The following is a 22,348-nucleotide window of genomic DNA, read 5'->3' on the forward strand; positions in this document are numbered from 1 at the left end:
ACTCCTCGTCTATCCTCTACTCTCTCGAACTACTCGCTATCGGCATGCACGCCGCAGAAGCGGCTGCCAGGGCGAGCATGATTGGGGCAGCGAACGCCGTCCTCGGAAACGAAGGCGCAGAATTCGGGCTCTTCTTCCGTATCATCCTCGTCGATGAGCATGTTCACTTCGGGTGCCGGCTCGATTCCGAAACTAGCCGACTTGATATCGATATGCCAACCGGTCAGGCGAGCGGCAAGGCGAGCGTTTTGGCCCTCTTTGCCGATAGCCAAAGACAGCTGGTCATCGGGCACGACAACGGTGGCGTAATGATTCTCGTCGTCGATGAGCACGCGGGTCACGCGCGCAGGGCTCAAAGCCTGGGCAACGTATTTCGCGGGGTCTTCGTCCCACTGGATGACATCGACGCGCTCGTTGCGAAGCTCTTCGACGACCATGCGGACGCGGCTGCCCTTCGGGCCGACGCAGGCGCCCACGGGATCAAGGTTGCTTTCGCGGCTTGCCACGGCGACCTTGGAACGAGCGCCGGGCTCGCGGGCAATAGACTTGACCTCCACCATGCCGTCGTAGATTTCGGGAACTTCGAGCTCGAACAGGCGGCGAATCAAATCGGGGTGCGTGCGGGAAACCACGATCGCGGGACGCGCCTGGTCGCCGCGAACGCGCGGCTCGAGCGCGTTGGGATCGCGCACGTCGATAATCAGCACCTTGATGCGCTGGTTGTGGCGGTAATGCTCGCCTGCGGGACGTTCGTTGCGCTCGTTGGGATAGCGCTTCTCGTCATAATGGGGAAGCTCGGCCTCCACGCCGTCACGAATCTTCACGATGGTGAAATCAGGCGTGACCTGCAGCACGGTTGCGGTGACGATATCTCCCACGCGATCGCTGAACTCTTCGTAGATGCTCTGGCGGCCCGCCTCGCGAACCATGGCGGCAATGACGCCCTTGGCGTTTTGCGCGGCAATGCGGCTCACATCATTGGGGGTGACGTCGCGCTCTTCGAATTCGCTGTACTCGCCGGTTTCCTCGTCGGGCTCGCCAACAGGAACGAGTTCGTATACATAGATACGGCCCGTGGTGCGATCGATCGTGACGCGGGCGTCCCACTCAAGGTCGAGAATGTTCTGGTAGCTCCTCGCAAGAGAAGCCTCCAGGCGCTCGATCAGATAGAATTCGTCGATCTTTTTCTCATGTGCAAGGGCTTGCAAAGCCTCCATCAATTCAGATGCCATGACGTTCCTTCCTCGTTGCATAGAATCATCGCGAATGGTTGTACTCAGTAAGCGCGGACACCTGCCGGCGGCACGCGCAAGCGTGGTTTAGGAAAAATCGATAACGCCTTTGACGTGAGCCTTTTTGACATCGTTCAAAGGAACGGCAAGCTCTTCGCCGTCGAGCTCGAGTTTGACGGCGTTACTCCCGAAATCGAACCCGACAAGACGCGCGTTGAAGCGGCTGCGGCCGTCGATAGGAGACGCGGTCGTGACATAGACCTCTTCGCCAGCGAAGCGATCGAAATGCTCAGGCGTGCGAAGCGGGCGATCGATGCCGGGAGAGCTCACTTCAAGCGTGTAGGCGCCGGGGAACGGATCGATTTCGTCCATGATCTCGTTCACCCACACCTGGGCAGCCGTGATGTCCTCGAACGCGATTCCCTCCGGCGTATCCAGATACACGCGGATGGTTGGCGCCTTACGGGACCCGACCACTTCCACGGTCACGATTTCAATGCCTTCGGCTTCAGCGCGAGGCTCAAGAGCCGCAAGCAAGCTTGCCTCTTTCGATGAAAGCATCCACCCTCCTCAATAATCCCCAACCGAGCTGCATAGCATGCCATTTTGGGTGCCTATACAAAAAGAAAGCGGGACAAGCCCACTTTCTCATACATTCGAAAAAGTTGTATGTCTTAGTCGAACCCGCCAACAAAGACAGATGTTTTATATCACAGCTTTCATAGCAACGCAAGAGCAAGTAAAACCTGAGCTTAAAAACGAGAAATCAGACACAATTGCGCAAGGACGTCAAGTAAAACGAGCAACCCCGCAAAGGCGGCTGCGATGCAAAACGCGCACTTTGCTTCCGTTTCCGAGCAACCAGCGTATAGCCGGCCGGCGCGTGGCCAGACGTGCATGGCCGGCAAGCGTATGGTCAACAAGCATCAATAGGGAGAAGATTTTGGGCCCCGAAGGGAAAGCGTGGTCAAAATGGAAGGATTGGGAGAACGGCCACGATGACATCGAAAAGAAAGACGCATCCAACGAGCTTATGACCTGGGGTTTTGCAAATGGCGTTTTTAACGCCTTCGCAAGATATAGCCGCCCTTGCTCTTCGTTAACGGCAAACGGCACTTTTCAAGCGACGAACGGCGTGCGAAATTCCCCACATCAAGCCTTTTTGACCACGAAGCCGCACAACCGCAGTCCTTCTTCTCCTCGCAGATTCTTCCGGCTCCGTTTCTCGGCCCCATTTCTGATTGCCTTTCTTGCAACCAACGTCGAGCGGACTAACAACGTAGCAAACTCGTTAGCAAGCTGGCTCTACGGAACACGCTTCCATAGCGCGCGGCCGCCTCTAGCGCATCTCCCTGCCGGCCTCGGCGAAAAACGTGCGCACGGTTTCGAGTGATTCCTCCTGCGTGGGAAACGGCTCTTCCCCAGCAAGCTCCTTTTTCGCGAAGGTCGTGAATGAGGAATGAAGACACACGGTTCCTGCTTCGTCGATGAACTCCACATTGACGACCTGGATGGTCTTACCCTTGCGGAGCACGCGAGCATCCACGGTGACGCGCTGTCCGTTGACGTGTATTCCCTCGCAGAAATTGAAATTGCACTGCAAAGTGACGGGTTTGCTTGCGTTCGTGTACACCGCCATGCAGGCCGCCATGTCCGAAACGGTCATATAGAACCCGCCATGCAAATCGCCGTAAGGATTGCGCATGACACTAGAAGTGTTGAAAGCGAGCACCACGTGTCCTGGCTCCAGGACTTCGCATTCGACATCGCCGAAACCGCCGATATCGCACAGGATATTCAGGCAACCCTGCACCCGCTGCTCGTCAAGACTCTCATCGACTCGCATACCGCTCTCCTTTCGCGCGTGTACTACCTATGCGCGTACGTGCGTACTCCCTATATAAGAATAGCCAACGCCCTTGCGCCTCGGGCTGCTCTCGCCTGATTATCATGCGGAACTTTTTTCTACATTTTCCTGAATATGGGTCATATTTCAACAAAATTGACAATGTCAAGCTTAATCCATAAGCCTATTCTATCGTTGCCACCATTATGAATATTTCTGCGCTTATATAAACAGAGTCATAGTTTCCACTCTTTTCGTCATTATTGTCTTTCCGTGGCAACATTTGGATACTTTTTCACGGTCAAACAATCGTCTCCTATTTCAAAAAATAATAAATTACCAGCTCAAATGCTTATTGGAATAATCAAATAGAATTCGCTTATCGATTCCTTCAACCTATGCACAAGGCTGCCTATTAGACGCACCCAGCAAACGGGTACACAATATCCCCATAAGCAAGGCCGAGCCGAGCGAAACAAATCGGCAAGGTCTGAGGTAAGTGCTTAGATAATCCTGAAGGAGGGTTAATATGAGCAAATTGTCCAAAGAGCAGTTCGATGCGTATCTCAAGCAGATTCGCGAATTGGCCGAGGGTCCGTTCGAGGAGATGCAGCCTGAGATCGAGGTGACCAACGTCTTCCCCGAGGAGTTCTATGAGCTCGCGAAGAAGAACGACCTCTATCGTTTCGCTCTGCCCGAGCAGTACGGCGGCTGGGATCTGTCCGAGCTCGAGATTCTGCGCGTCCAGGAGGAGTTCTCCCGCGGTCCTGGCGGCATGCGCATGCATCTGCACTATGCTGCTGACCTGAACTGGCGCATCCTCGACGACTACGGTTCGGATGAGCTCAAGGCCCAGTACATGGACAAGTTCCAGGACAAGACCATCTTCACCTGCTTTGCTCTGACCGAGCAGTCCGGCGGCACCGGTGCTGACATCCACACCACCGCCGAGAAGGACGAGAACGGCGACTACATCCTCAACGGCGAGAAGTGGCTCATCTCTCACACCGACTGCTGCGAATTCGCATACGTCATCGCTGTGACCGACCCCACCAAGACCGGCGACGAGCGTCTCTCCGCATTCTTCGTTCCCGTTGATACCCCGGGCTACGAGGTTACCCCGATGCCCCATATGATGGGTGCTCGCGGCGCTGCTCACACCGGCCTCAAGTTCACCAACATGAAGCTCGACAAGAAGTATCTGCTTGGCGAAGAGGGCCAGGGCATGGAAATCGCCATCCACTCCCTCTCCGTCTCCCGTGCACACATCGCAGCTTCCAACCTCGGCATGTGCCAGCGCATGCTCGAGATGGCTCTCGCACGCGCCAACGACCGCATCACCTTCGGCAAGCCCATCGCTACTCGCCAGATGATCAAGCGCGAGATCGCTGAGATGCAGATGTACACCCATGCTCTGCGTTGCATGGTTTACGACTTCGGCCGCGAGTACGACGCCGATCCTAACGGCAAGTACATCGAGGAGAAGGCCGCTATGTGCAAGCTGTTCTCCATCTACTCCACCCGCATCGTCTCCGACGGCATGCTGGAGATCTTCGGTGGCGACGGCTACTTCGAGGACAGCCCCTACGGTCCGGTCGAGCGCATGTATCGCGACGCTCGCGCTATGTGGCTCGAGGAAGGCGCTCCGAACGTTCAGCGCATCACCATTGCCCGCAACTGCCAGAAGTTCGGCGGCAAGGTCGAGTATCAGCTGTAATAGGGCAACCCCCTTACATCGCGGCATCGATCGTACAAGAACAAACTCACTCACGAAAGGAGGGTTGTCTGCACATGCGGATAACCCTCCTTTCTTCTTGCGATACGTTCCGTTGTTTCACAAGCATTCCGGCGCATGCCGGATTCCAAGGAGGATACAATGCTACCACTCAAGGGTTTGAAGGTCGTTGACCTCACCACGTTTCTCGCCACCCCCACCACCGGTCGCGTACTCGGCGAATGGGGCGCAGACGTTATCAAGGTAGAAGCATTCAAAGGCGACCCCTGCCGCACCAATCAGGCCGTCGTTTTCGGCATGCCGTCCAGCGACGAGGAAAACCTCGCATTCGACATGGCCAACTTCCACAAGCGTTTCGTCGCACTGAACCTCAAGAGCGAAAAGGGCCTCGAGGTCATGATGAAGCTTCTCTCCGAGGCTGACGTTTTCATCACCAACACGCGCACGAAATCCCTCGCCAAGATGGGTCTTGACTGGGAGAGCCTGCACGAGAAGTTCCCGCGCCTGATCATGGGTCACGGCATCGGCTATGGCAAAAAGGGTGCCGAAAAAGATGCTGCCGGCTTCGACGTGACCTGCTATATGGGTCGCGGCGGTGTTTTCGGCACCACCGTGAACAAGGGCGACGCCCCCATGATCCCCACCAACGGCTACGGCGACTTCCAGTGCTCGCTCTTCCTTGCTTCGGGCATCCTCGCCGCCGTTATCGGTCGTGAGCAGAGCGGCGTTGGCGACTACGTTACCTGCTCGCTGCAGCACGCAGGCATCTATGCGCTTTCCACGGGCATGGTTTCTGCCCAGTACGGCAATCCCTACCCCAAGAGCCGCCTCGAGGTCAACAACCCCCTCAACAACGTCTTCCACTCCAAAGACGACAAGTGGGTTGTCCTGTGCCTGCCCGAATACGACCGCGATTGGCCGCGCGTCATGCACCTCATCGGCCGCGACGATTTGGCCGAGCATCCCGACTATTCCGTCTGCCAGACCGTCAACGACAAGGGTCTCGCGCCTGAGGTCGTCAAGATCCTCGACGAGGGCTTCGCGCAGTTCACTCGCGAGGAGCTGCTGAAGATGTTCTCCGAAAACGACATGCCCTGCGAGCCTGCACAGACTCCGCTCGACATCTACGAAGACGAGAACGCACTGGTGAACGAATACATCAAGCAGGTCCCCTATCCCGCCGGCGGCAGGTGGTGCCCCACCGCTCCGGTTCAGTTCGAGCTCTCCGAGACCGCGGAGCTTACGCCCACCGACAAGCTGGGCTCTGCTACCGAGGATGTCATGAAGGAACTCGGCTATACCGACGAAGACATCAAGGCCGCCATGGAAGACGGTGCCGTCAAAGGCGCTACCGACCTGGCCGTTCTGCAGGGCAAGGCGTAAGACCGCCCGCGCAAACGCGCTTGAAGCTCCATCAGAAGGAAGGGGCTTGAGCCCCTTCCTTCTTTTCCGCACGCATGCCAAAGGGGATTGTTCGCATGATTACCGACCTGAAAATCAACGAAGAGGAAAAACAGCGTTATTACGAAAAGGGCTATTGGACGAAAGACACCATAGCCGACGTATGGGTCAAGCAAGTGGAATCATGCGGCAGCAAGCTTTATGTGAAAGACGACCAAGGCACCTCGTTCACCTACGAAGAATGTAACGACATCGCCGCGCGCTTGGCATCATGGCTCGTGGCAAGCGGCGTCAAGCCCGGCGATGTTGTGACATTCCAGCTTCCCACATGGGCCGAGTTCTGCCCCATATACCTTGCCATCGCGCGCATAGGAGCCGTCATGCATCCTTTGGCGCGCAACTACAGCACCGCTGATATCGTCTACGCAATGAACACCGTGGGCGCACGCGCATTCATTTGCCCTTCTCGGCATAAGACCACCGACCACGAGCAGCAAGCCGAAGACGCCCTTGCACACGTCGACACCCTTTCCAAAGAACGTATCCTCATCGTCGACACCAAACAGCCTTCGCGCAAGAATTTCACCACCTACACCGAAGCGCTCGAAAACTACGAACCGCTCACGTACAGCACGCCCGCAATAACCTCTGACGATGTTGCTTGCATCCTTTCCACAAGCGGCACCACGGGAAAGCCAAAGCAAGTGCTTCTCACGCATAACAATATCCTTTTCTCGGAGCGCGCTTTCGTCAAAGGATTGAACGTGACTGATGAAGACGTCATGTTTATGCCTTCGCCTCTCAACCATGCAACAGGCTTCTTCCACGGTCTTATCTCACCCATGATTTTGGGAGGAAGCGCCATCCTGCAGCAAGACTTCAAGGCCGCGCAAGCAGTGGAAATCATCAACGAAACGGGTGCCACATGGTCCATGGGAGCGACGCCGTTTATCTACGACATCCTCAATTCGCTTGAAGAGACTGGAAAAGAAGTCCCCACGCTCAAGCTCTTCCTTTCAGGCGGAGCCCCTCTTCCAAGCTCGCTTACCGAACGAGCCGCACGGCACGGCATCATGCTGTGCGAGTGCTACGGGTCAACCGAAAGCTGTCCGCACGCCTATGTGCCGCCTCAGAAATGCGCCGAATGGAACGGTTCGTTTTCCGGCGTGGCGCTTGAAGGCATCGAAGTGCGCGTCGTAGACGAGAATCGTCGCGAGGTTCCGCACGGCGTACAAGGAGAGGAAGCCAGCCGCGGGCCTCATCAGTTCGTCGGCTATCTGAACAATCCCGAAGAGACCGAGAAAGCGCTCGATGACGACGGCTGGTTTTACAGCGGAGACTTGTGCGTCATGGACGACGAGGGTCGCATTCGCATCAACGGCCGCAAAAAGGAGATCATCATCCGCGGCGGCGAGAATATATCCACCCGCGAAGTGGACAACGCCGTCGATAGCTGGAAGGATATCGTAGACCATGCAACCATCGGCGTGCCCGACAGCCGCCTTGGCGAGCGCATCTGCCTGTTCGCCGTTCCTAAGCCCGACATAGACCACGAGCTTTGCCTCCACGAGCTAACGGAGTACCTCGCGGAAAAAGGAGTCTCGAAAAGGCTGTGGCCAGAACGCATCGAGGAAATAGACGCCATTCCGCACACGGCCACAGGCAAGGTGAAGCGCAATATACTTGCAGAGGAACTGCACAAACGAATGGAATCAGCCGAGAACAGCGCTGAAAGCACCGACAATTAAGCGAGGGAAACACGATGATCAAACAGGAGTACAGCAGAACTCGTACGCGCGCAACGTGGAAACCCCGTGTAACGGCGGAAGACATCCCCTTCTTCGAAGACGAGGCCTCCAAGACCACCTTCGTGGGCATTTCGGGCGCCACCGACGTGTATCAAACAGGCACAGGCCGCACCTTGGTTGCAGAGCTTCCCTATGCACACCTGGAGCCGAGCGTGAAAGATGCACGTCCGAAGAGAATGGAGCTCATCGACGAAAAGGATCTTCCCGAAGAAATTTCCATGACTTATCGCATCGATGGCGGGTTCAACAACAACTGCATTTTGTTTTCGTGGTCGATTGCCCAAGACGCGCCATACGAGCTTTCCTGGGTGGCATTGAAAACCTTTACCGGCATGCAGATGAAATACGCTCTGCCGAAAAAACGTTCCCCCTTGGTGTTTGCTTTAGCAGACGAAGATGCATTCGCTTATTGCAACAAAATCCCCTGCGAAGAATGCGCCTTCCGATGCAAGAGCGGTTTCGTGATTTACGCCTGCTTCAAAGAGCTGGGTATCGTGAGCATGCCGATGGATCGCATCAGCATGCTCAATCTCGAGCAGATTAAACGCTAGCAATTCATGCTCAGCACCACAAAAGAAGGCGGCCATGAGGCCGCCTTCTTTGCCTTATAAGCATGCAAAACGCTATTTGTCCTCGCTACCGCACCGAAGCATAATATTGTCAGGAGGAACAAACGATGCGGCGAACTCGATAAAACTCTCCAATGCACGGTTTTTGAATTCTTCTTTTTTGTACACCATATATACATGGTGGAAATCCAAAGGAACCTCGCTCTCGTCAATAGCAATAACGTCGATATACTCCGTGAACGGTTTCAGGCCGATGGTGTACGTAAGCAATGCGCATTCGTCCATGCGTGCCGTAGAGAGCATGCCGCCCATGGTGATTTCATCATCATATTCCTGATAGGCAGGAATTCCATACGCCGAAAGAACCTTGTCCACCTCGTCCCCGATCGGCGTTCCCGCACGGTAAGTGTAAACGCTGTAACCCTTCAGATCTTCAAGGGAGACCACCTTATGCAAAGACAAAGGGCTTCCTTTGCGCACGCCGACAACCAATTGATGAGACACCACCGGATCGAAACACAGCTGGGGCTCTCCGGCTTTTTTCGCAGCGAAAACGACGTCGTATTTATCCTCTTTCAGGCCTTCTATGAGGGGCAGCGAGAAGCCGTGCGAAACCTTCATTTTGACAGCATCGCCGAACTTATCATGGTAGGCTCGAAATAAGGCGGGAAGGTAATCGCCCGTGATGGTGTAGAGACCGCCAATGGAAAGAGTGCCGGAAAGCTTTCCCACATACTCGTGCATAACCTCGATGCCCTTGTCCAGCTCCCGCAACGCATCGTGCACGTACACGGAAAACTCCCGGCCATACCGCGTTAGCTTGACATTGCGACCTTCCTTTTGGAACAGGGGAACACCCAACTCTTTCTCAAGCGAGCGAATGGCGTCGGACAAAGCCGGCTGCGTGATATAGAGCTCCTTTGCCGCCTTCGTGTAATGCTGAAGTTCCGACAGCTTTCGAAAATAATACAGCTGGGATAGGTTCATGATGCAACACCCCCACTTGTTGATTCGAATACTTCCCCACAAAGCTCTTTACATAAATTTATTTCATCTCTGGCTTAAATTTCAATAGACATTGCTTATCTATTTCCCCATTGGGAACGTAAGCCTCTAGATTATTCCCCGTTTTTATCTATGTATCCTGTTTTAGTTCACTACTAAATACCTATGTTTTCATTATAAACGCAATAATGCACCATCTATTGAAACTAATCCTTAATTTTGACCATTATTTTATGCAAATCAAAACAGCCCAAACGAGCATTCGGCAAGCGATGAAAAACCTATTTCTTTTTTGAATGGGGCAATGTTTTTTCGCCGTTTTAACGAAATTAGATTTACAAGCGCGGCACTCGGATAATACAGACAAGAGCCGAAAGGTTCCAAAGGATGAACAAACAAAGGAGGTTTAGATGAATCCTAACGCCAAGATCACCGATGAACAGTTTGAGGCATACCTCAAGCAGGTCCGTGAATTGGTCGAAGGCCCCTTCGACGAAATGCAGAAGGAGATCGAAGTCACCAACACGTTCCCCGAGGAGTTCTACGAACTCGCCAAGAAGAACGATCTCTATCGCTTCTATCTTCCCTCTGAGTACGGCGGATGGGACCTCAACGAGCTTGAAATCCTGCGTGTCCAGGAAGAGTTCTCCCGCGGCCCTGGCGGAATGCGCATGCATCTCCATCATGCCGCTGACATGAACTGGCGTATCCTTGACGACTACGGCAAGCCGGAGCTCAAGGCAAAGTACATGGACAAGTTCCAGGACAAAACCATCTACTGCAATTTCGCCATCACCGAGCAGAACGGCGGCACCGGCGCCGACCTTCACACCACCGCTCTGAAAGACGAGAACGGCAACTACGTTCTCAACGGCGAGAAGTGGCTCATCTCCCACACCGACTGCTCTGACTTCACCTATGTCATCGCAGTCACCGATCCGGAGAAGTCCGGCGACGAGCGCCTCTCCGCATTCTTCGTCCCCAACGATGCTCCTGGCTTCGAAATTGTCCCGATGCCCCACATGATGGGCTGCAAGGGTGCTGGCCATGCTGGCCTGAAGTTCACCAACCTTGTTCTCTCCCCCGAGTACCTGCTCGGCGAAGAGGGCCAGGGCATGGAAATCGCCATCCACTCTCTGTCCGTCTCTCGCGTTCACATCGCTATGTCCAACCTCGGCATGGCTCAGCGTATGCTCGAGATTTCCCTCAAGCGCGCCAACGACCGCGTCACCTTCGGTAAGCCGATTGCTTCCCGTCAGATGATCAAGGCCAAGATCGCCGACATGCAGATGATGGTCCATGTTCTCCGCACCGCTATCTATGATTTCGCTCGCGACTTCGACATCGATCCCCACAATGACTACGTCACCGAGAAGGCCGCTATCTGCAAGCTCTTCTCCATTCAGACCGTCAAGCTCGTCTCCGACGAAATGCTTGAGATCTTCGGTGGCGATGGCTACTTCGAGGATTCCCCGTACGGCCCGACCGAGCGTCTGTACCGCGACTGCCGCGCTATGTGGCTTGAAGAGGGCGCTCCCTGCGTCCAGCGCATCACCATCGCTCGTGAGACCCAGAACCACGGCGGCGTCATCAAGTACAACTTCTAATCCGTATTGTTATTTGTTACCATCCTTTTGAACCTAAGCGCTTACCTCACGCTTATGTAGAAAAGCCGCCTATATGGCGGCTTTTCTACGTTTTCGGCAAAGACCCACTCCCCCATGAAACCACCACGTCTCGACGAACAGAATCCATCTTGAACACCTGCAAATCTTCGCCCAGGCCGACCGCGAAACGACATGGATAACAATTCGGTCGATCAAGGCAAAACTCCCAGGAACAGGCTTTTATCCCATGACTCACTTCGCTTTGTACATTATTGTGTAAATACGATATACAGACCGGAGGAGAGCCATGAACCTCTCTCAGCTTTACTATTTTCGGAAATTAGCCGAATTGCAGCATTACACGAAAGCAGCCCAAGAGCTCTACATCACGCAGCCCGCGCTTTCGAATTCCATTTCCCATCTTGAGCAAGAGCTCGGAATACCCCTATTCGAGCGAGACGGAAGAACCGTAAAACTCACACGTTATGGCAAGGAATTCTATGGGTACACGGTCGAATCCCTCAACGCCCTTGAAAAAGGCATCGCGCTTGCGCACGAACACGCTGGCTCTCCTCTTGGGAGTATAGATATCGGAACCATTTATACGATCCAAGGCGATTACCTGCCTGAACTCATTAAGGCGTATCGCAGCCAATACGGTCAGAACATCGTTTTCAATGTTTACCAAGGACTGTCCATTCCTCTTATAGAAGACCTCGAAAACGACCGATACGAAGTGGTCTTCACAGCGTTTGTCCCGAACAAGCCGCACATCACCTTTGTTCCCGTGCTTAGCCAGAAACTCGTAGCGATTATGCATAAATCCAATAAGCTTGCCTGGAGCAACAGCATCGCTTTGGAAGATTTGCAGAGCGTAAAAACCATCGTCACCTACCCGCCCGAAACCCCCGTCGGTTCTGAAGTAAGCCAATTGCTCAAAACGCACGGAGTTACCGCTACCGAAGCTTGCTGCGCAGACGAGATCACCCTTGGAAGCATGGTGGACAGCAAGCCCGATGCGGTCGGAATCGCGCTCAAGACCATCGGCCTTGCCCCTTTTCGCAATTTAATCTGTAAAAAACTATCCGAAGTCGAGGACGATTTTCACCCTGTATACATGGCATACAAAACAGGCGCGTACAAAACACGCGCCGTAGAAAACTTTATCGACTTCGTAAGATTTTTCGAATGGATGAAAGAATAGTCTCGCAGCACATGCCCGAATAGCAAAAGACGGGCTCACCATCGCTGGAAATTGCATTCGCGAATCCAAAGAACGGCATAAAAAATGGAGGCGATCGCCTCCATTTTTTATGCCTAGACAAAGATCAGGTTTACTCGGTCCACTGATCCTGAACGGTCTTGGCCTTGCTGAAGCTGTACAGACCCAGCAGCAAAACCACAACGAGCAGCACGATGGCGACGGCGAACAGAATGGGGTAACCGAAGCCGCCGAGGAATGCCCAGAACACCGGTCCTACAGCACCCATGATGTTCACGAACATGCTGATACGGGAATAAATGTCGGGATACTCGCGATTGCCGAAGATCTGACGAACGATAACGGGAACCAAAACGACGCAAGCGGCGAAGAAGAAGCCGTAGATTGCAGCGCCGGCATAGAGCATGATTTCGCTGCCCGTGCCGAACCAAACCAGCAGCACGCCTGCGACGCCCGTCACGAATGCGGCGATGAAGGAGAGCTTGGCGTTCTTATCGGCAGCAACGCCCAGGGCGAGCTTGCAGATAGCCTGCGCGACCATCATGACCGTAGCCATCATGACGCCGACGGCGAGCGCGTCGAAGGTGACGTCGGTGAGCGACTTGGTATAGCTCGGGAACTGCTGGGCAACGATGGTAAGCAGGTTGATGATGCCCGCGAACAGGAACACGGTGTAGAACACGGGGGACTTCAGCGCCTTGGAGGCATCGATGCCGGCAGGCTTGCCCGAAGCGGTCTGCGGCTTGCCGTAAGGAAGCGCGCCTGCCTCCTGCGGGGTCTTGCGGATGCAGAACAGCGTGAAAGGCAGCGAGGTAACCAGAGCGGCCACGCCCCAGATGATGTAGATGGTCCAGATGTCCATGCCGTTGCCGCCGGCGTACAGGGCGTTGAACACCTGCAGCCAGATGGCGCCGCCGATGCCGGTGAAGGCCATGCAGGTGCCAATCACGGTGCCGGCCTTCTGGTTGAACCAGTTATTGGCAAGCGTAGGAACGGCCAACCACAGAATGCCCACTTCGCCAAGACCCATCATGAGGCCGGCAAGGTAGAACACCCAGAGCTGCTTCACAAAGCCGATCAGCAAGAAGCCGACGCCCACGAGCAGGGCGGACACGCTCAGCACGATACGGATGTCGTATTTTGCAATCAAGCGACCGATGAATGGCGCCGAGAAAGCCTCGGCAAGATACAGAACGGTGATATAGAACGCCCAGACGGATTTTTCAACGCCAAGCATGTCGGGAACAACTGCCTGGAAGGCGCTCCACGTCGAAAAAACGAGAGCCGAGCAACCGAATGTAATCATGATGCCCGTAATAGCGATGAGGATGTGGCGCACACTCATCTTGTCGGTATACGTTGTTTCGCCCAATGTAATTCCTCCTTAGTAAAAGGTCGGACGATAGTGTCGCCTTTCGCTTTGCGGGGGCCAGAAATCCCGGAAAGCGAAAGGCGGTCTTGAATTGTTGAGCACCGATTCAAGAACAAACTCACCTAGTATATTCACCTAAATATCTCCACATCGTTATGGTCATAATTTAGATTATGTCCATAATTCAATAGGATTCCCTCATAAATATGCAAAACTTATAGGTAGTTTTAATAGGTCATTTAAACAATTTCGACTAAATGAGTTGCAATGCAAGAAACTACCCATCTTTCATAAAAATGGCCGAAAGCCTTCGACGGCTTTCGGCCACAGCATCAGCAAAACAACGCGATGCCAAGATTACGATGCATCCCCGTATTTCTTCATGATCAGCGGAGCGGCGATATGGACCATGATTTGGTCGGTTCCTTCTGCTATCTGAAAACCGCGGCAATCCTGCCAAATCGAAGAGACGCGCTCTTGCGACGTGTATCCCCTGCCGCCAAGAATCTGCATGGCATCGCTTGCCACCTCCGTGGCCGTAGCGGGAACGTAGCGCTTCATCATGGCCACGGTTAGTCGGTCGTGCTCTCCTCTATCGAACTCCCATGCCGCCTGATAGACAAGATTGCGCATGTTGGCAAGTTTCACCTCCATGTCGGTCAGCATCTGCTGAATCTGCTGGAAAGAAGCAATGGGGGCTCCAAAGGCGCTGCGCGTCTGCGCCCACCGAACGGCGTCCTCCATGGCAGCTTGAGCCTGGCCCAGCGCCGTGGCGCATACGAAAACGCGACCGAATTCGAAGAATTTGAACAGCTGGGAAAATCCTTTGGCATCGCCGCGAAGACGATAGGATTCGTCAAGGACCACGTTGTCGAAAAGAATGCTCGCAAACGGAAGCATGGACTGGCCGATCTTGTCCTCGGGCACCACGCGAATCCCTTCCAGGTCGCGGGGAATAAGCCACAGCGAAAGCGCCGGCTCGCCGCTTTCGGCCGAGGCTTCTTCGTCAATTGCCGCGACAAGCAGCGCGGGAGCATATTCTCCATTGTTCACGAAGGATTTCACGCCGTTGAGCACCAGCGTGTCATCGCGCAATGAAACCGCGGTTTTCATGCCCATGGTATCCGACCCCGCGCTAGGCTCCGAAACCGCAAGGGCGAACGCAAGCCTTCCCGTCTTCTGGTATTCCTCGCGGATAGGAGCCGTCTGCCCCGCGCTCGCAAACGCCTCGAGAATCTGCAGCTGGAGAAAGTCGGTATGAAACGGCAGCGCAGCGCCCGATGCGCGAGAGAGCTCCTCGAGCACGAGCACCTGAGCGAACAGGTCGTAGAATTCGTGCCCGCGGCGGTGGATAACGCCGAAGCCCTTGAAGTCAAGGTTCACGAACGCCTTGACCACTTCGTCCGGCAGACCGCCATCACGCCGCCATTGGGCGACGGACGCTTCGTCGAAATACCTCTCGCAAAACTGACGCACTTCGGAAACGAGCGCACGCTCGTCGTCACTCAAACGAAAATCCATACGGGCCCCCTATCCTCCGACATTCGAAGCACCGGCCAAGATGCGGCCGCTTTCAGATGATTCACTCGGAATTATAGGCACTTACCCCTTCTGCGCAAAACGGCCAAGGCGTGTCAATTTGGCGGCATGCTCCATACATAGATAGCATTTCCATTCTGTTTCCTGATGAAAGATTCCCTACACATTCGCACTTTATTGCGATAAAGTACACGCAGCAGCATAGGCCATACGGGCCTCAAAGCTCTTTTACACATCTCGATCGCCGCGACCTAACGCGGCGGGAAGGGGGGAAGACATGTCAGAGCAAAACGCTACTCATGTCCGGCCGGCAAAGGTATTCCAATTCGCGGGAACACTCGTCGGCACCCTTATCGGCTCCGGCTTCGCGTCGGGCCAGGAAGTAATGCAGTTCTTCACCTCGTACGGAATCCCGGGCATTGCCGGCAGCCTCGTGACCACCGCATTGTTCGCCGTCCTTGGCGCCGTCTTCATGAACTACGGATACAAGCATGCGAAATCAGCCGATTTCTCTTCCTTCAGGTTCTTCTGCGGCAAATACGTCGGCACATTCCTCGAGTGGTTCACCATCCTGTTCTGCTTCCTGGTCGGAATCATCATGATCTCGGGAGCGGGTGCAACGTTCAACCAATACTTCGGATTGCCTCAGTTCGCGGGCAGCGTGCTTATGGCCGCCATCGCTTTGGCAAGCGCTCTTCTGGGCATGAATCGCATTGTCAAAGTCCTTGGCTCCATTGGCCCTGTAGCCATCGTGTTTCTGATCATCATCGCGCTTGCCGCGCTGCTTACGAACTGGGACAACCTCTCCAACGCCGATGCCGCCATCGCCGCAGCGGGCGACTCTGTCGTGCGCGGCGTGGGCGATTCGAGCAGCTGGTGGATTATTGGCGCCGTGATGTATGTGGCCTACAACATCCTCGCAGGCGTACCGTTCATCTCCAAGATGGGCACCGAGGCGGCAAGCCAGAAGGAAGCCATCCTGGGCGGCCTGTTCGGCGGCGTTTTGCTAGGACTGTGCGCCTTCTGCCTGAACCTGGCAATGCTTGCAACCTACAGCGATGTCAGCGTCCAGGAAGTTCCCGCGCTGCAGTTCGCAACCATGATTTCTCCCGTCGTGGGCATCGTATTCGCCATCGTACTGCTGGTCATGATTTACAACACCGTCGTTCCCATGATCATCTCCGTGGCCAATCAGTTCTCCTCCGAAGAGAAAGACCCCGTCAAATACAAGGGCATCATCGTGGCCTTGGCCCTGGTCATGTTGGTCGGCGGCCAGCTCCCGTTCTCCACGCTGGTGAACGTGATTTATCCCTTTGTCGGCTACTTCGGCATCGCCTTTATGGTCATCATCTTGGTCCAGTACATCCGCTGGCATTTCTCTTCCAAGAAAAGCGAGTAAGCGCATAATATTCAAACAGATACCGGGGGGCTCTCTTCGCGAGGGCTCCTCGGAGCATATGCGGCATGCGGTCAAGCATGCTGCAAATCGATAGAAAGCGAGGTGGTCGGCGTGGCCGACACGGAAAAGAAACGTTCCCAGCAGATGGTGCGCGAAGAGAGCGCGTATATGGCGCCCGCTGCACGCATCCCCTATTATGACCTGGTCATCGACCACGGCGAGGGCGCCATGCTCTACGACGTTGACGGCAATTCCTACGTAGACCTTCTGGCAAGCGCCTCGGCTACCAATGTGGGACATTGCCATCCGCGCGTCGTCAAGGCCATCACCGATCAAGCGCAGCGCCTGATTCATTACACGCCCGCGTATGTGTACCACACCCCCGAGATGGAACTTGTCGAAAAGCTATGCGAAATCGCCCCCGGCGACACGCCGAAGAAAGTGGTCTTCGGTAATTCCGGCTCCGACGCCAACGACGCTATCATGAAATATGCCCGCGCCTACACGGGTCGCCCGTACATGGTCAGCTTCCAGGGCGCGTACCACGGCTCCACCTACGGATCTATGACGCTTTCCGCCATTAGCTTGAACATGCGCCGCAAGATGGGTCCTTTGGTTCCGGGTGTCTACCACATCCCCTACCCCGACGCCTACCATGCAGGCGTGGACCATCTAAGCGAAGAAGAGCAGGCCGCCTATTTCATGAGGCCGCTCATCGAAGCCACTGAAACCTATTTGCCCGCCGATGAAATCGCATGTGTGATCATGGAGCCCATCGCGGGCGATTTGGGAATCATCGCGCCGCCGAAGGCGTACGTCGAACAGCTCCATGCCTTCTGCAAGGAGCACGGCATCCTGTTTGCCGTCGACGAAGTGAACCAGGGCATGGGACGCACCGGAAAATGGTGGTCCATCGAGCATTTCGGCATCGAGCCCGACCTGATGAGCGTTGGCAAGTCCATTGCATCGGGCATGCCCCTGTCCGCGATCATCGGCAAAGCCGAAATCATGGATGCGCTCGATTTTCCCGCCCACCTGTTCACCACGAGCGGCAACCCCGTCTGCTGCGCGGCCTCGCTTGCCACGATCGGCGTAATCGAGGATGAGGGGCTGATCGAACGTTCGCGCGAATTGGGCGCCTACGCTGAGAAGCGCTTCAACGAGATGGCGGAGAAATACGACATCGTCGGATGCGTGCACGGCAAAGGCCTCAACCTGGGCATCGACATCGTCGAGCCCGGAACCCGTACGAAGTGCCCGAAGGATGCGCTGAAGATCGTGTATCGCGCCTATGACGAAGGCGTCGTCATGATCACCATCGCGGGATCGATCCTGCGATTCCAGCCGCCGCTGGTCATCACGCGCGAGCAGCTTGATTTCGCGCTCGACGTGCTCGACCGCGTTATTGGCGAAGTAGCCCGTGGCGAAGTGGCCGACGACATTGTGCCCGAAGGCAAGGGCTGGTAGACGGCAAGGCCCTCAAGCGCAAAGCCCTCCCAAGCGTGCAAGCACCGCTGGGAGGGCTTTTTCGTATACAGGCTTGAGGCAAATTCTGCATATCATGCATGAGATAACCAAGTATTTTGCCTCTACTCATTTTCTTGTTACCCGAATTCCGTTTTATGTCTGCATGCTATTTCATGAAAATAAATATCGTTATGCCATTTACCTGGTATTTTATGCGCATTGAGTTCATTTGCCTAATCTGCGCCTATATTCACGATTCATGCATAATTCATTTCATTTTCGGTACATGTCACTATTCCTTCATGAAAACTACGCTGATTTTGTCTATATGCGCCGCCTTGGAGCACCCAGGAATACCCTGCAGCACGCGATGCGAAAACCATAGGTCTATCGCTAAGGTAAGAGCCAAGAGATTGAGCGCCCCGCCGGCGCAGCATCTCGCTATCAGCCAATGAGCAAAGACTCAAGGAGGAAACAATGGCAGATTACTTTGGCACCGATACGGTTGTATCCGACCTTCGCGAGGATGGCCTTCTGATCATCCGCATCAACCGTCCCGAGGTTGCTAACGCCCTCAACGGCGCAACTTCCAAGGCCATGGAAAACATCATGAACAACGCAGAGCTCGACCCTGCCGTTCGTGCAATCATCGTCACCGGCACCGGCAAAGTCTTCTGCGCCGGCGAGGACCTCTCCGAGCTTTCCGAGGGCGGCGAGTGCCAGACCGTTACCGAGCATGGCTTCGGCGGCCTGACCGCACGCCTGTGCTCCAAGCCCGTCATTGCTGCTTGCAACGGCTCTGCTGCCGGCGGCGGCATGGAGATCGCCGTCTCCTGCGATATGGTCGTTGCTGCTGAGAACGCCAAGTTCGGCTGCACCGAGGTTGGCCTGGGCATCATCGCCTCCACCGGCGGTCTGGTTCGCCTCGCTCGCGACATCAACCGCAAGGATTGCATGGAGCTTTTGCTCACCGGCAAGAAGATCAAGGCTCCCGAGGCCAAGGAACTCGGCCTGATCAACTACGTCGTTCCCGCAGAGGAAGTCCTCGACAAGGCAATCGAGCTCGCTGAAGAGTGCCTGAAGAACGCTCCTTTGGCTCTCAAATGGACCAAGTACATCGTTCATGCCGCTTCCCAGATGTCCGAGGAAGATGCAATGCGCTACAGCGACGCTGCTTACCGCTTCCTGGAAAAGACCGCCGACGGCATCGAAGGCCCCGCAGCCTTCGTCGAGAAGCGCGCTCCGCAGTGGCAGGGCAAGTAACTCCTCTTTGCTGACAACTCCGCATAACGAGAAAGGCACCCTACGGGGTGCCTTTCTCGTTGAAGAGCCGTCTTCCTGCGACACGAAACCGCCCTATTGTGCAACACCGTCGCCCTCTGCGGGGCATCGCCCTGCGACGCAACACCGCCGTCCTACAGCACGGCATCGCACATTACAGCCCGCCTAATCCGAAAAGCGCAATCAGGAAAAGACGCGGGGCAAGAGAAAAGAAAAGCGCCTGACAGCCGTCAGGCGCTTACACGATGCGTTATGAAAAAGGAGCAATGCCCATTGGGTGGTATTTCGCCCAATGAGGAGAGTCTCGCTCAAGAAGGGCGCCTCATCCAAGAAAGCACTTCGCCTAAGAGGAACGTTTCTCGCGCACAGCAGGAACGTCCTCGATGGCGCTCGTCTCGGCGAGAGACTTCCCTTTCGTTTCAGGAGCCATCACCAAAGAGAGAACCCAGCCGAACACCACCAAACCGGCCGCAACCAGCATGGTTGGCCCGATGCCGTACGCCTCCAAAAAAATCGGCGTGGCATACGTAGCCAGGATGGTCCCAACGCGGCTGAACGCTATAGCAATGCCCACCGCCGACGCGCGCACTTCCGTGGGAAACAGCTCGTTAGGATACAGCCACTGCAAAATGCCAGGTCCACCGCTGAAAAACGCGTACAAGCCGAAAGCGATGATAACGACCCATATTGGAGCGCTGGGCCAGATTCCCAGGATAAGCAGGCCTGCAGCCATCATGACAAGGCTGATGAGCAGAAGCTTGCGACGTCCCATGGAATTGAGCCAGAACATCGCAGGAATGCTACCCACCAGGAAGAACAGGCTCACGGCGCTTTCGCCTAGAATGGCTTCCTGGCCTTCGCCCAGGCCGAATGCCGTCATGATGTCCGGGCCGAACGTGTAGATCGCATACATGGGAACCACCTGGCACAGGATGAAGATTCCCAAAAAGACCATGCGCTTGAGATAGCCCGATTTCAGCAGCTTGCCAAGCGACGCCTTCTGCATGGCCTCTTCGGGTTCGAGCTCCACATCGTCGCCGAAAACCCTGTGCACGACCTCTTCCGCCTCTCTGATGCGCCCCTTTTGGGCGAGCCACATGGGAGACTCGGGGATGTCGTGGCGACCTATGAGCAAGATGATGCACGGCACAACAGCGCTTCCAAGCATCCATTTCCAGCCGTCCTCGACGCCGTAGAGGCAATACCCCACCACGGCCGCCACGGTAGCTCCCAGGTACCACGCCGCCGACACCATGCCCATGGAAACGCTGCGATGCTTCTTGGGCGTGAACTCAGCAATGAGCGACGTGGCGATCGGATAGTCTGCGCCCACGAAGACGCCGATGAAAAAGCGTGCCAGCACAAGCTGGAGAAGCGTCGTGGCAAAGACGCTCAGGATTGAAAAAACCGCGATGGCAATGATGTCGATCGTGAACATCTTCTTGCGCCCGATGGCGTCGGTAAGATACCCGCCGAAAATGGTACCGAAGAAAATGCCCACCATGACCGACGCGCCGATGGCAGCACTTTCGGCCGCCGTAAGGTTGAACATCGGAACGATCTGGGTCAAAGCGACGCCGATGAGGGAAAGGACATACCCGTCTAAAAACGAACCGCCGCTCGAGAAGAAGGATATCTTGCGCAGAAACGGCGTCATGGCAACGTCGTCCATCGTCTTTTTCGCAACCTTCTTAGCAGACGAAGGGATGTCTTTCACCTTGACCGCAAGTTTGTGCGCACGCTCAGCCGTATAGGATCGCTGCGTACGGACATCAGCAGGCACCATGCCTGCCACCTCATCCTCTGTAGGACTTGTGACCTGGGTTTTCTTTTTAATATCAGCCATGCATTCTCCTTCTCAACGCAAAAGACCCGCATCCGTCCAATGTGCCGCATGCGGGTCCGGGGTGTTTTCGACTACGCTATTCCCACTCGACGATGCAGAAATTCAAGAACGGCTTCGGCGTGCGCTCGCCCACAGCAACGGCGGCATCGAACGCTTCGGCGTCGACCATACGGAATCGGGCCTCGGTATCGGAAATCTTCCACACCTGGGTGCGCAGCTTGGTTCCGGGAAGAACGGGGGACGTGAAGCGGCACTTGAAGCGCTTCATGCGCTCGGGCTCTCCGGGGAACAGAAGCTTAATAACGTGGCGCATGGCAATGCCCGCACTGCACACGCCGTGGTTGATGGGACGGGCAAGGCCGGTCTGCTCGGTGTAGGACCAGTCAATGTGCTGCTGGTGCCAATCGCCCATCATTCTGTAAATGAGCGGCCACTGCAGCCCGCAGACCTCCTCGTATACCAGGTCGGGTTCGCGGTCGGGATACTCCACAACGTCTTTCGGAGGCTGTTCGCCACCAAACCCGCCGTCATAGATGCAGCAGTCGTACGTCTCGACCGTGCACAGATGCGTACCGTCGGAGCTGTAGGATTTGCCCACCTGCTTGGAAAGAGACCCGCGGCCCTCGCCACGATCCCAGATTGCCTCCTGGGTGACAAAGGTCTCAATATGGTCGTTCATCTTGAACGGAGCGTGGAAATACACATCGATACCGTAGTGCAAAGATCCGGAGTAGTCAAAGCCGTAGTCGAGCGTGGTGGTCATTTCCTCGTTGACCGTCAGCGGCACGCCGAAAATCGGCAGCACCTTCAAATCGGGGTTTTTCGCATCGTGCTCGTTGACGTATTCGAGGTCGACCTTGCCATCCCATGCGCAGCCGCAGCCCAGCGCGCAGATCTCAAGGTCTTTGAAGGTGTAGTCTCGCACGAACGGACCGAAGGTCTTTCCTACGATTTCGGTTGAAATTGCCATGATTTCCTCCTCCTTGTTGGAACATGCATTCATATCGGCGGGCGGCTGC

General features: G+C 55.3%; 17 protein-coding genes. 9 read left to right on the forward strand and 8 right to left on the reverse strand.

What is annotated here, in order from left to right; all coding sequences use genetic code 11:
* Nucleotides 1-29 precede the first annotated feature (29 nt).
* The 3 genes from nusA to HMPREF9451_RS05130 all read right to left on the reverse strand — a co-directional run bounded on the left by nusA (nucleotide 30) and on the right by HMPREF9451_RS05130 (nucleotide 3,078).
* A complete protein-coding gene (nusA, locus tag HMPREF9451_RS05120) occupies nucleotides 30-1,232 on the reverse strand; it encodes a transcription termination factor NusA (RefSeq protein WP_009139236.1) in 1,203 nt (400 codons plus the stop codon).
* 87 nt (nucleotides 1,233-1,319) lie between these two features.
* Nucleotides 1,320-1,793: a ribosome maturation factor RimP gene (locus HMPREF9451_RS05125; RefSeq protein ID WP_009139237.1), complete on the reverse strand. Its 474-nt coding sequence runs from the start codon at nucleotides 1,791-1,793 to the stop codon at nucleotides 1,320-1,322.
* Nucleotides 1,794-2,571: 778 nt separating this feature from the next.
* Nucleotides 2,572-3,078 (reverse strand): PaaI family thioesterase, encoded by a 507-nt coding sequence (locus HMPREF9451_RS05130; protein WP_009139239.1) that lies wholly within the window; start codon nucleotides 3,076-3,078, stop codon nucleotides 2,572-2,574.
* Between the two features lie 529 nt (nucleotides 3,079-3,607).
* Between HMPREF9451_RS05130 and HMPREF9451_RS05135 the strand changes: the two genes are divergently transcribed.
* From HMPREF9451_RS05135 to HMPREF9451_RS05150, 4 genes are all read left to right on the forward strand, one after another.
* Nucleotides 3,608-4,795, forward strand: coding sequence for an acyl-CoA dehydrogenase family protein (locus HMPREF9451_RS05135; protein WP_009139240.1), 1,188 nt, complete (start codon nucleotides 3,608-3,610; stop codon nucleotides 4,793-4,795).
* A gap of 159 nt (nucleotides 4,796-4,954) precedes the next feature.
* Entirely contained in the window at nucleotides 4,955-6,196 is a 1,242-nt protein-coding gene (locus HMPREF9451_RS05140) for a CaiB/BaiF CoA transferase family protein (RefSeq protein ID WP_009139241.1), read from the forward strand.
* 95 nt (nucleotides 6,197-6,291) lie between these two features.
* Entirely contained in the window at nucleotides 6,292-7,962 is a 1,671-nt protein-coding gene (gene fadK, locus HMPREF9451_RS05145; RefSeq protein ID WP_009139242.1) for a medium-chain fatty-acid--CoA ligase, read from the forward strand.
* Nucleotides 7,963-7,976: 14 nt separating this feature from the next.
* Entirely contained in the window at nucleotides 7,977-8,573 is a 597-nt protein-coding gene (locus HMPREF9451_RS05150; protein ID WP_009139243.1) for a hypothetical protein, read from the forward strand.
* A 72-nt stretch (nucleotides 8,574-8,645) separates the two neighbouring features.
* Here the strand turns inward: HMPREF9451_RS05150 and HMPREF9451_RS05155 are convergent, their stop codons facing one another.
* On the reverse strand, nucleotides 8,646-9,578 hold the full coding sequence (locus tag HMPREF9451_RS05155) for a LysR family transcriptional regulator (RefSeq protein ID WP_009139244.1): 933 nt from the start codon (nucleotides 9,576-9,578) through the stop codon (nucleotides 8,646-8,648).
* 428 nt (nucleotides 9,579-10,006) lie between these two features.
* On the opposite strand from HMPREF9451_RS05155, the gene HMPREF9451_RS05160 reads away from it, so the two are divergent.
* Nucleotides 10,007-11,203: an acyl-CoA dehydrogenase family protein gene (locus tag HMPREF9451_RS05160; protein WP_009139245.1), complete on the forward strand. Its 1,197-nt coding sequence runs from the start codon at nucleotides 10,007-10,009 to the stop codon at nucleotides 11,201-11,203.
* A gap of 307 nt (nucleotides 11,204-11,510) precedes the next feature.
* Entirely contained in the window at nucleotides 11,511-12,407 is an 897-nt protein-coding gene (locus HMPREF9451_RS05165) for a LysR family transcriptional regulator (protein WP_009139246.1), read from the forward strand.
* Nucleotides 12,408-12,537: 130 nt separating this feature from the next.
* On the opposite strand, the gene HMPREF9451_RS05170 is transcribed toward HMPREF9451_RS05165, so the two are convergent.
* Both HMPREF9451_RS05170 and HMPREF9451_RS05175 read right to left on the reverse strand, forming a co-directional pair.
* Nucleotides 12,538-13,797 (reverse strand): MFS transporter, encoded by a 1,260-nt coding sequence (locus tag HMPREF9451_RS05170; protein WP_009139247.1) that lies wholly within the window; start codon nucleotides 13,795-13,797, stop codon nucleotides 12,538-12,540.
* 357 nt (nucleotides 13,798-14,154) lie between these two features.
* Entirely contained in the window at nucleotides 14,155-15,318 is a 1,164-nt protein-coding gene (locus tag HMPREF9451_RS05175; RefSeq protein ID WP_009139248.1) for an acyl-CoA dehydrogenase family protein, read from the reverse strand.
* 295 nt (nucleotides 15,319-15,613) lie between these two features.
* Between HMPREF9451_RS05175 and HMPREF9451_RS05180 the strand changes: the two genes are divergently transcribed.
* The 3 genes from HMPREF9451_RS05180 to HMPREF9451_RS05190 all read left to right on the forward strand — a co-directional run bounded on the left by HMPREF9451_RS05180 (nucleotide 15,614) and on the right by HMPREF9451_RS05190 (nucleotide 19,465).
* A complete protein-coding gene (locus HMPREF9451_RS05180) occupies nucleotides 15,614-16,735 on the forward strand; it encodes a YkvI family membrane protein (RefSeq protein WP_009139249.1) in 1,122 nt (373 codons plus the stop codon).
* 111 nt (nucleotides 16,736-16,846) lie between these two features.
* A complete protein-coding gene (locus HMPREF9451_RS05185; protein WP_009139250.1) occupies nucleotides 16,847-18,202 on the forward strand; it encodes an aspartate aminotransferase family protein in 1,356 nt (451 codons plus the stop codon).
* A gap of 477 nt (nucleotides 18,203-18,679) precedes the next feature.
* Nucleotides 18,680-19,465, forward strand: a complete 786-nt coding sequence (locus tag HMPREF9451_RS05190) for an enoyl-CoA hydratase/isomerase family protein (RefSeq protein ID WP_009139251.1) — start codon at nucleotides 18,680-18,682, stop codon at nucleotides 19,463-19,465.
* A gap of 361 nt (nucleotides 19,466-19,826) precedes the next feature.
* Here the strand turns inward: HMPREF9451_RS05190 and HMPREF9451_RS05195 are convergent, their stop codons facing one another.
* A complete protein-coding gene (locus tag HMPREF9451_RS05195; protein ID WP_009139252.1) occupies nucleotides 19,827-21,329 on the reverse strand; it encodes an MFS transporter in 1,503 nt (500 codons plus the stop codon).
* Nucleotides 21,330-21,405: 76 nt separating this feature from the next.
* The gene (locus HMPREF9451_RS05200) at nucleotides 21,406-22,299 is read right to left on the reverse strand and encodes a MaoC/PaaZ C-terminal domain-containing protein (RefSeq protein WP_009139253.1); all 894 of its coding nucleotides are present in this window, start codon (nucleotides 22,297-22,299) and stop codon (nucleotides 21,406-21,408) included.
* Nucleotides 22,300-22,348 lie beyond the last annotated feature (49 nt).

Source organism: Slackia piriformis YIT 12062 (assembly GCF_000296445.1).
Lineage (GTDB): Bacteria > Actinomycetota > Coriobacteriia > Coriobacteriales > Eggerthellaceae > Slackia > Slackia piriformis.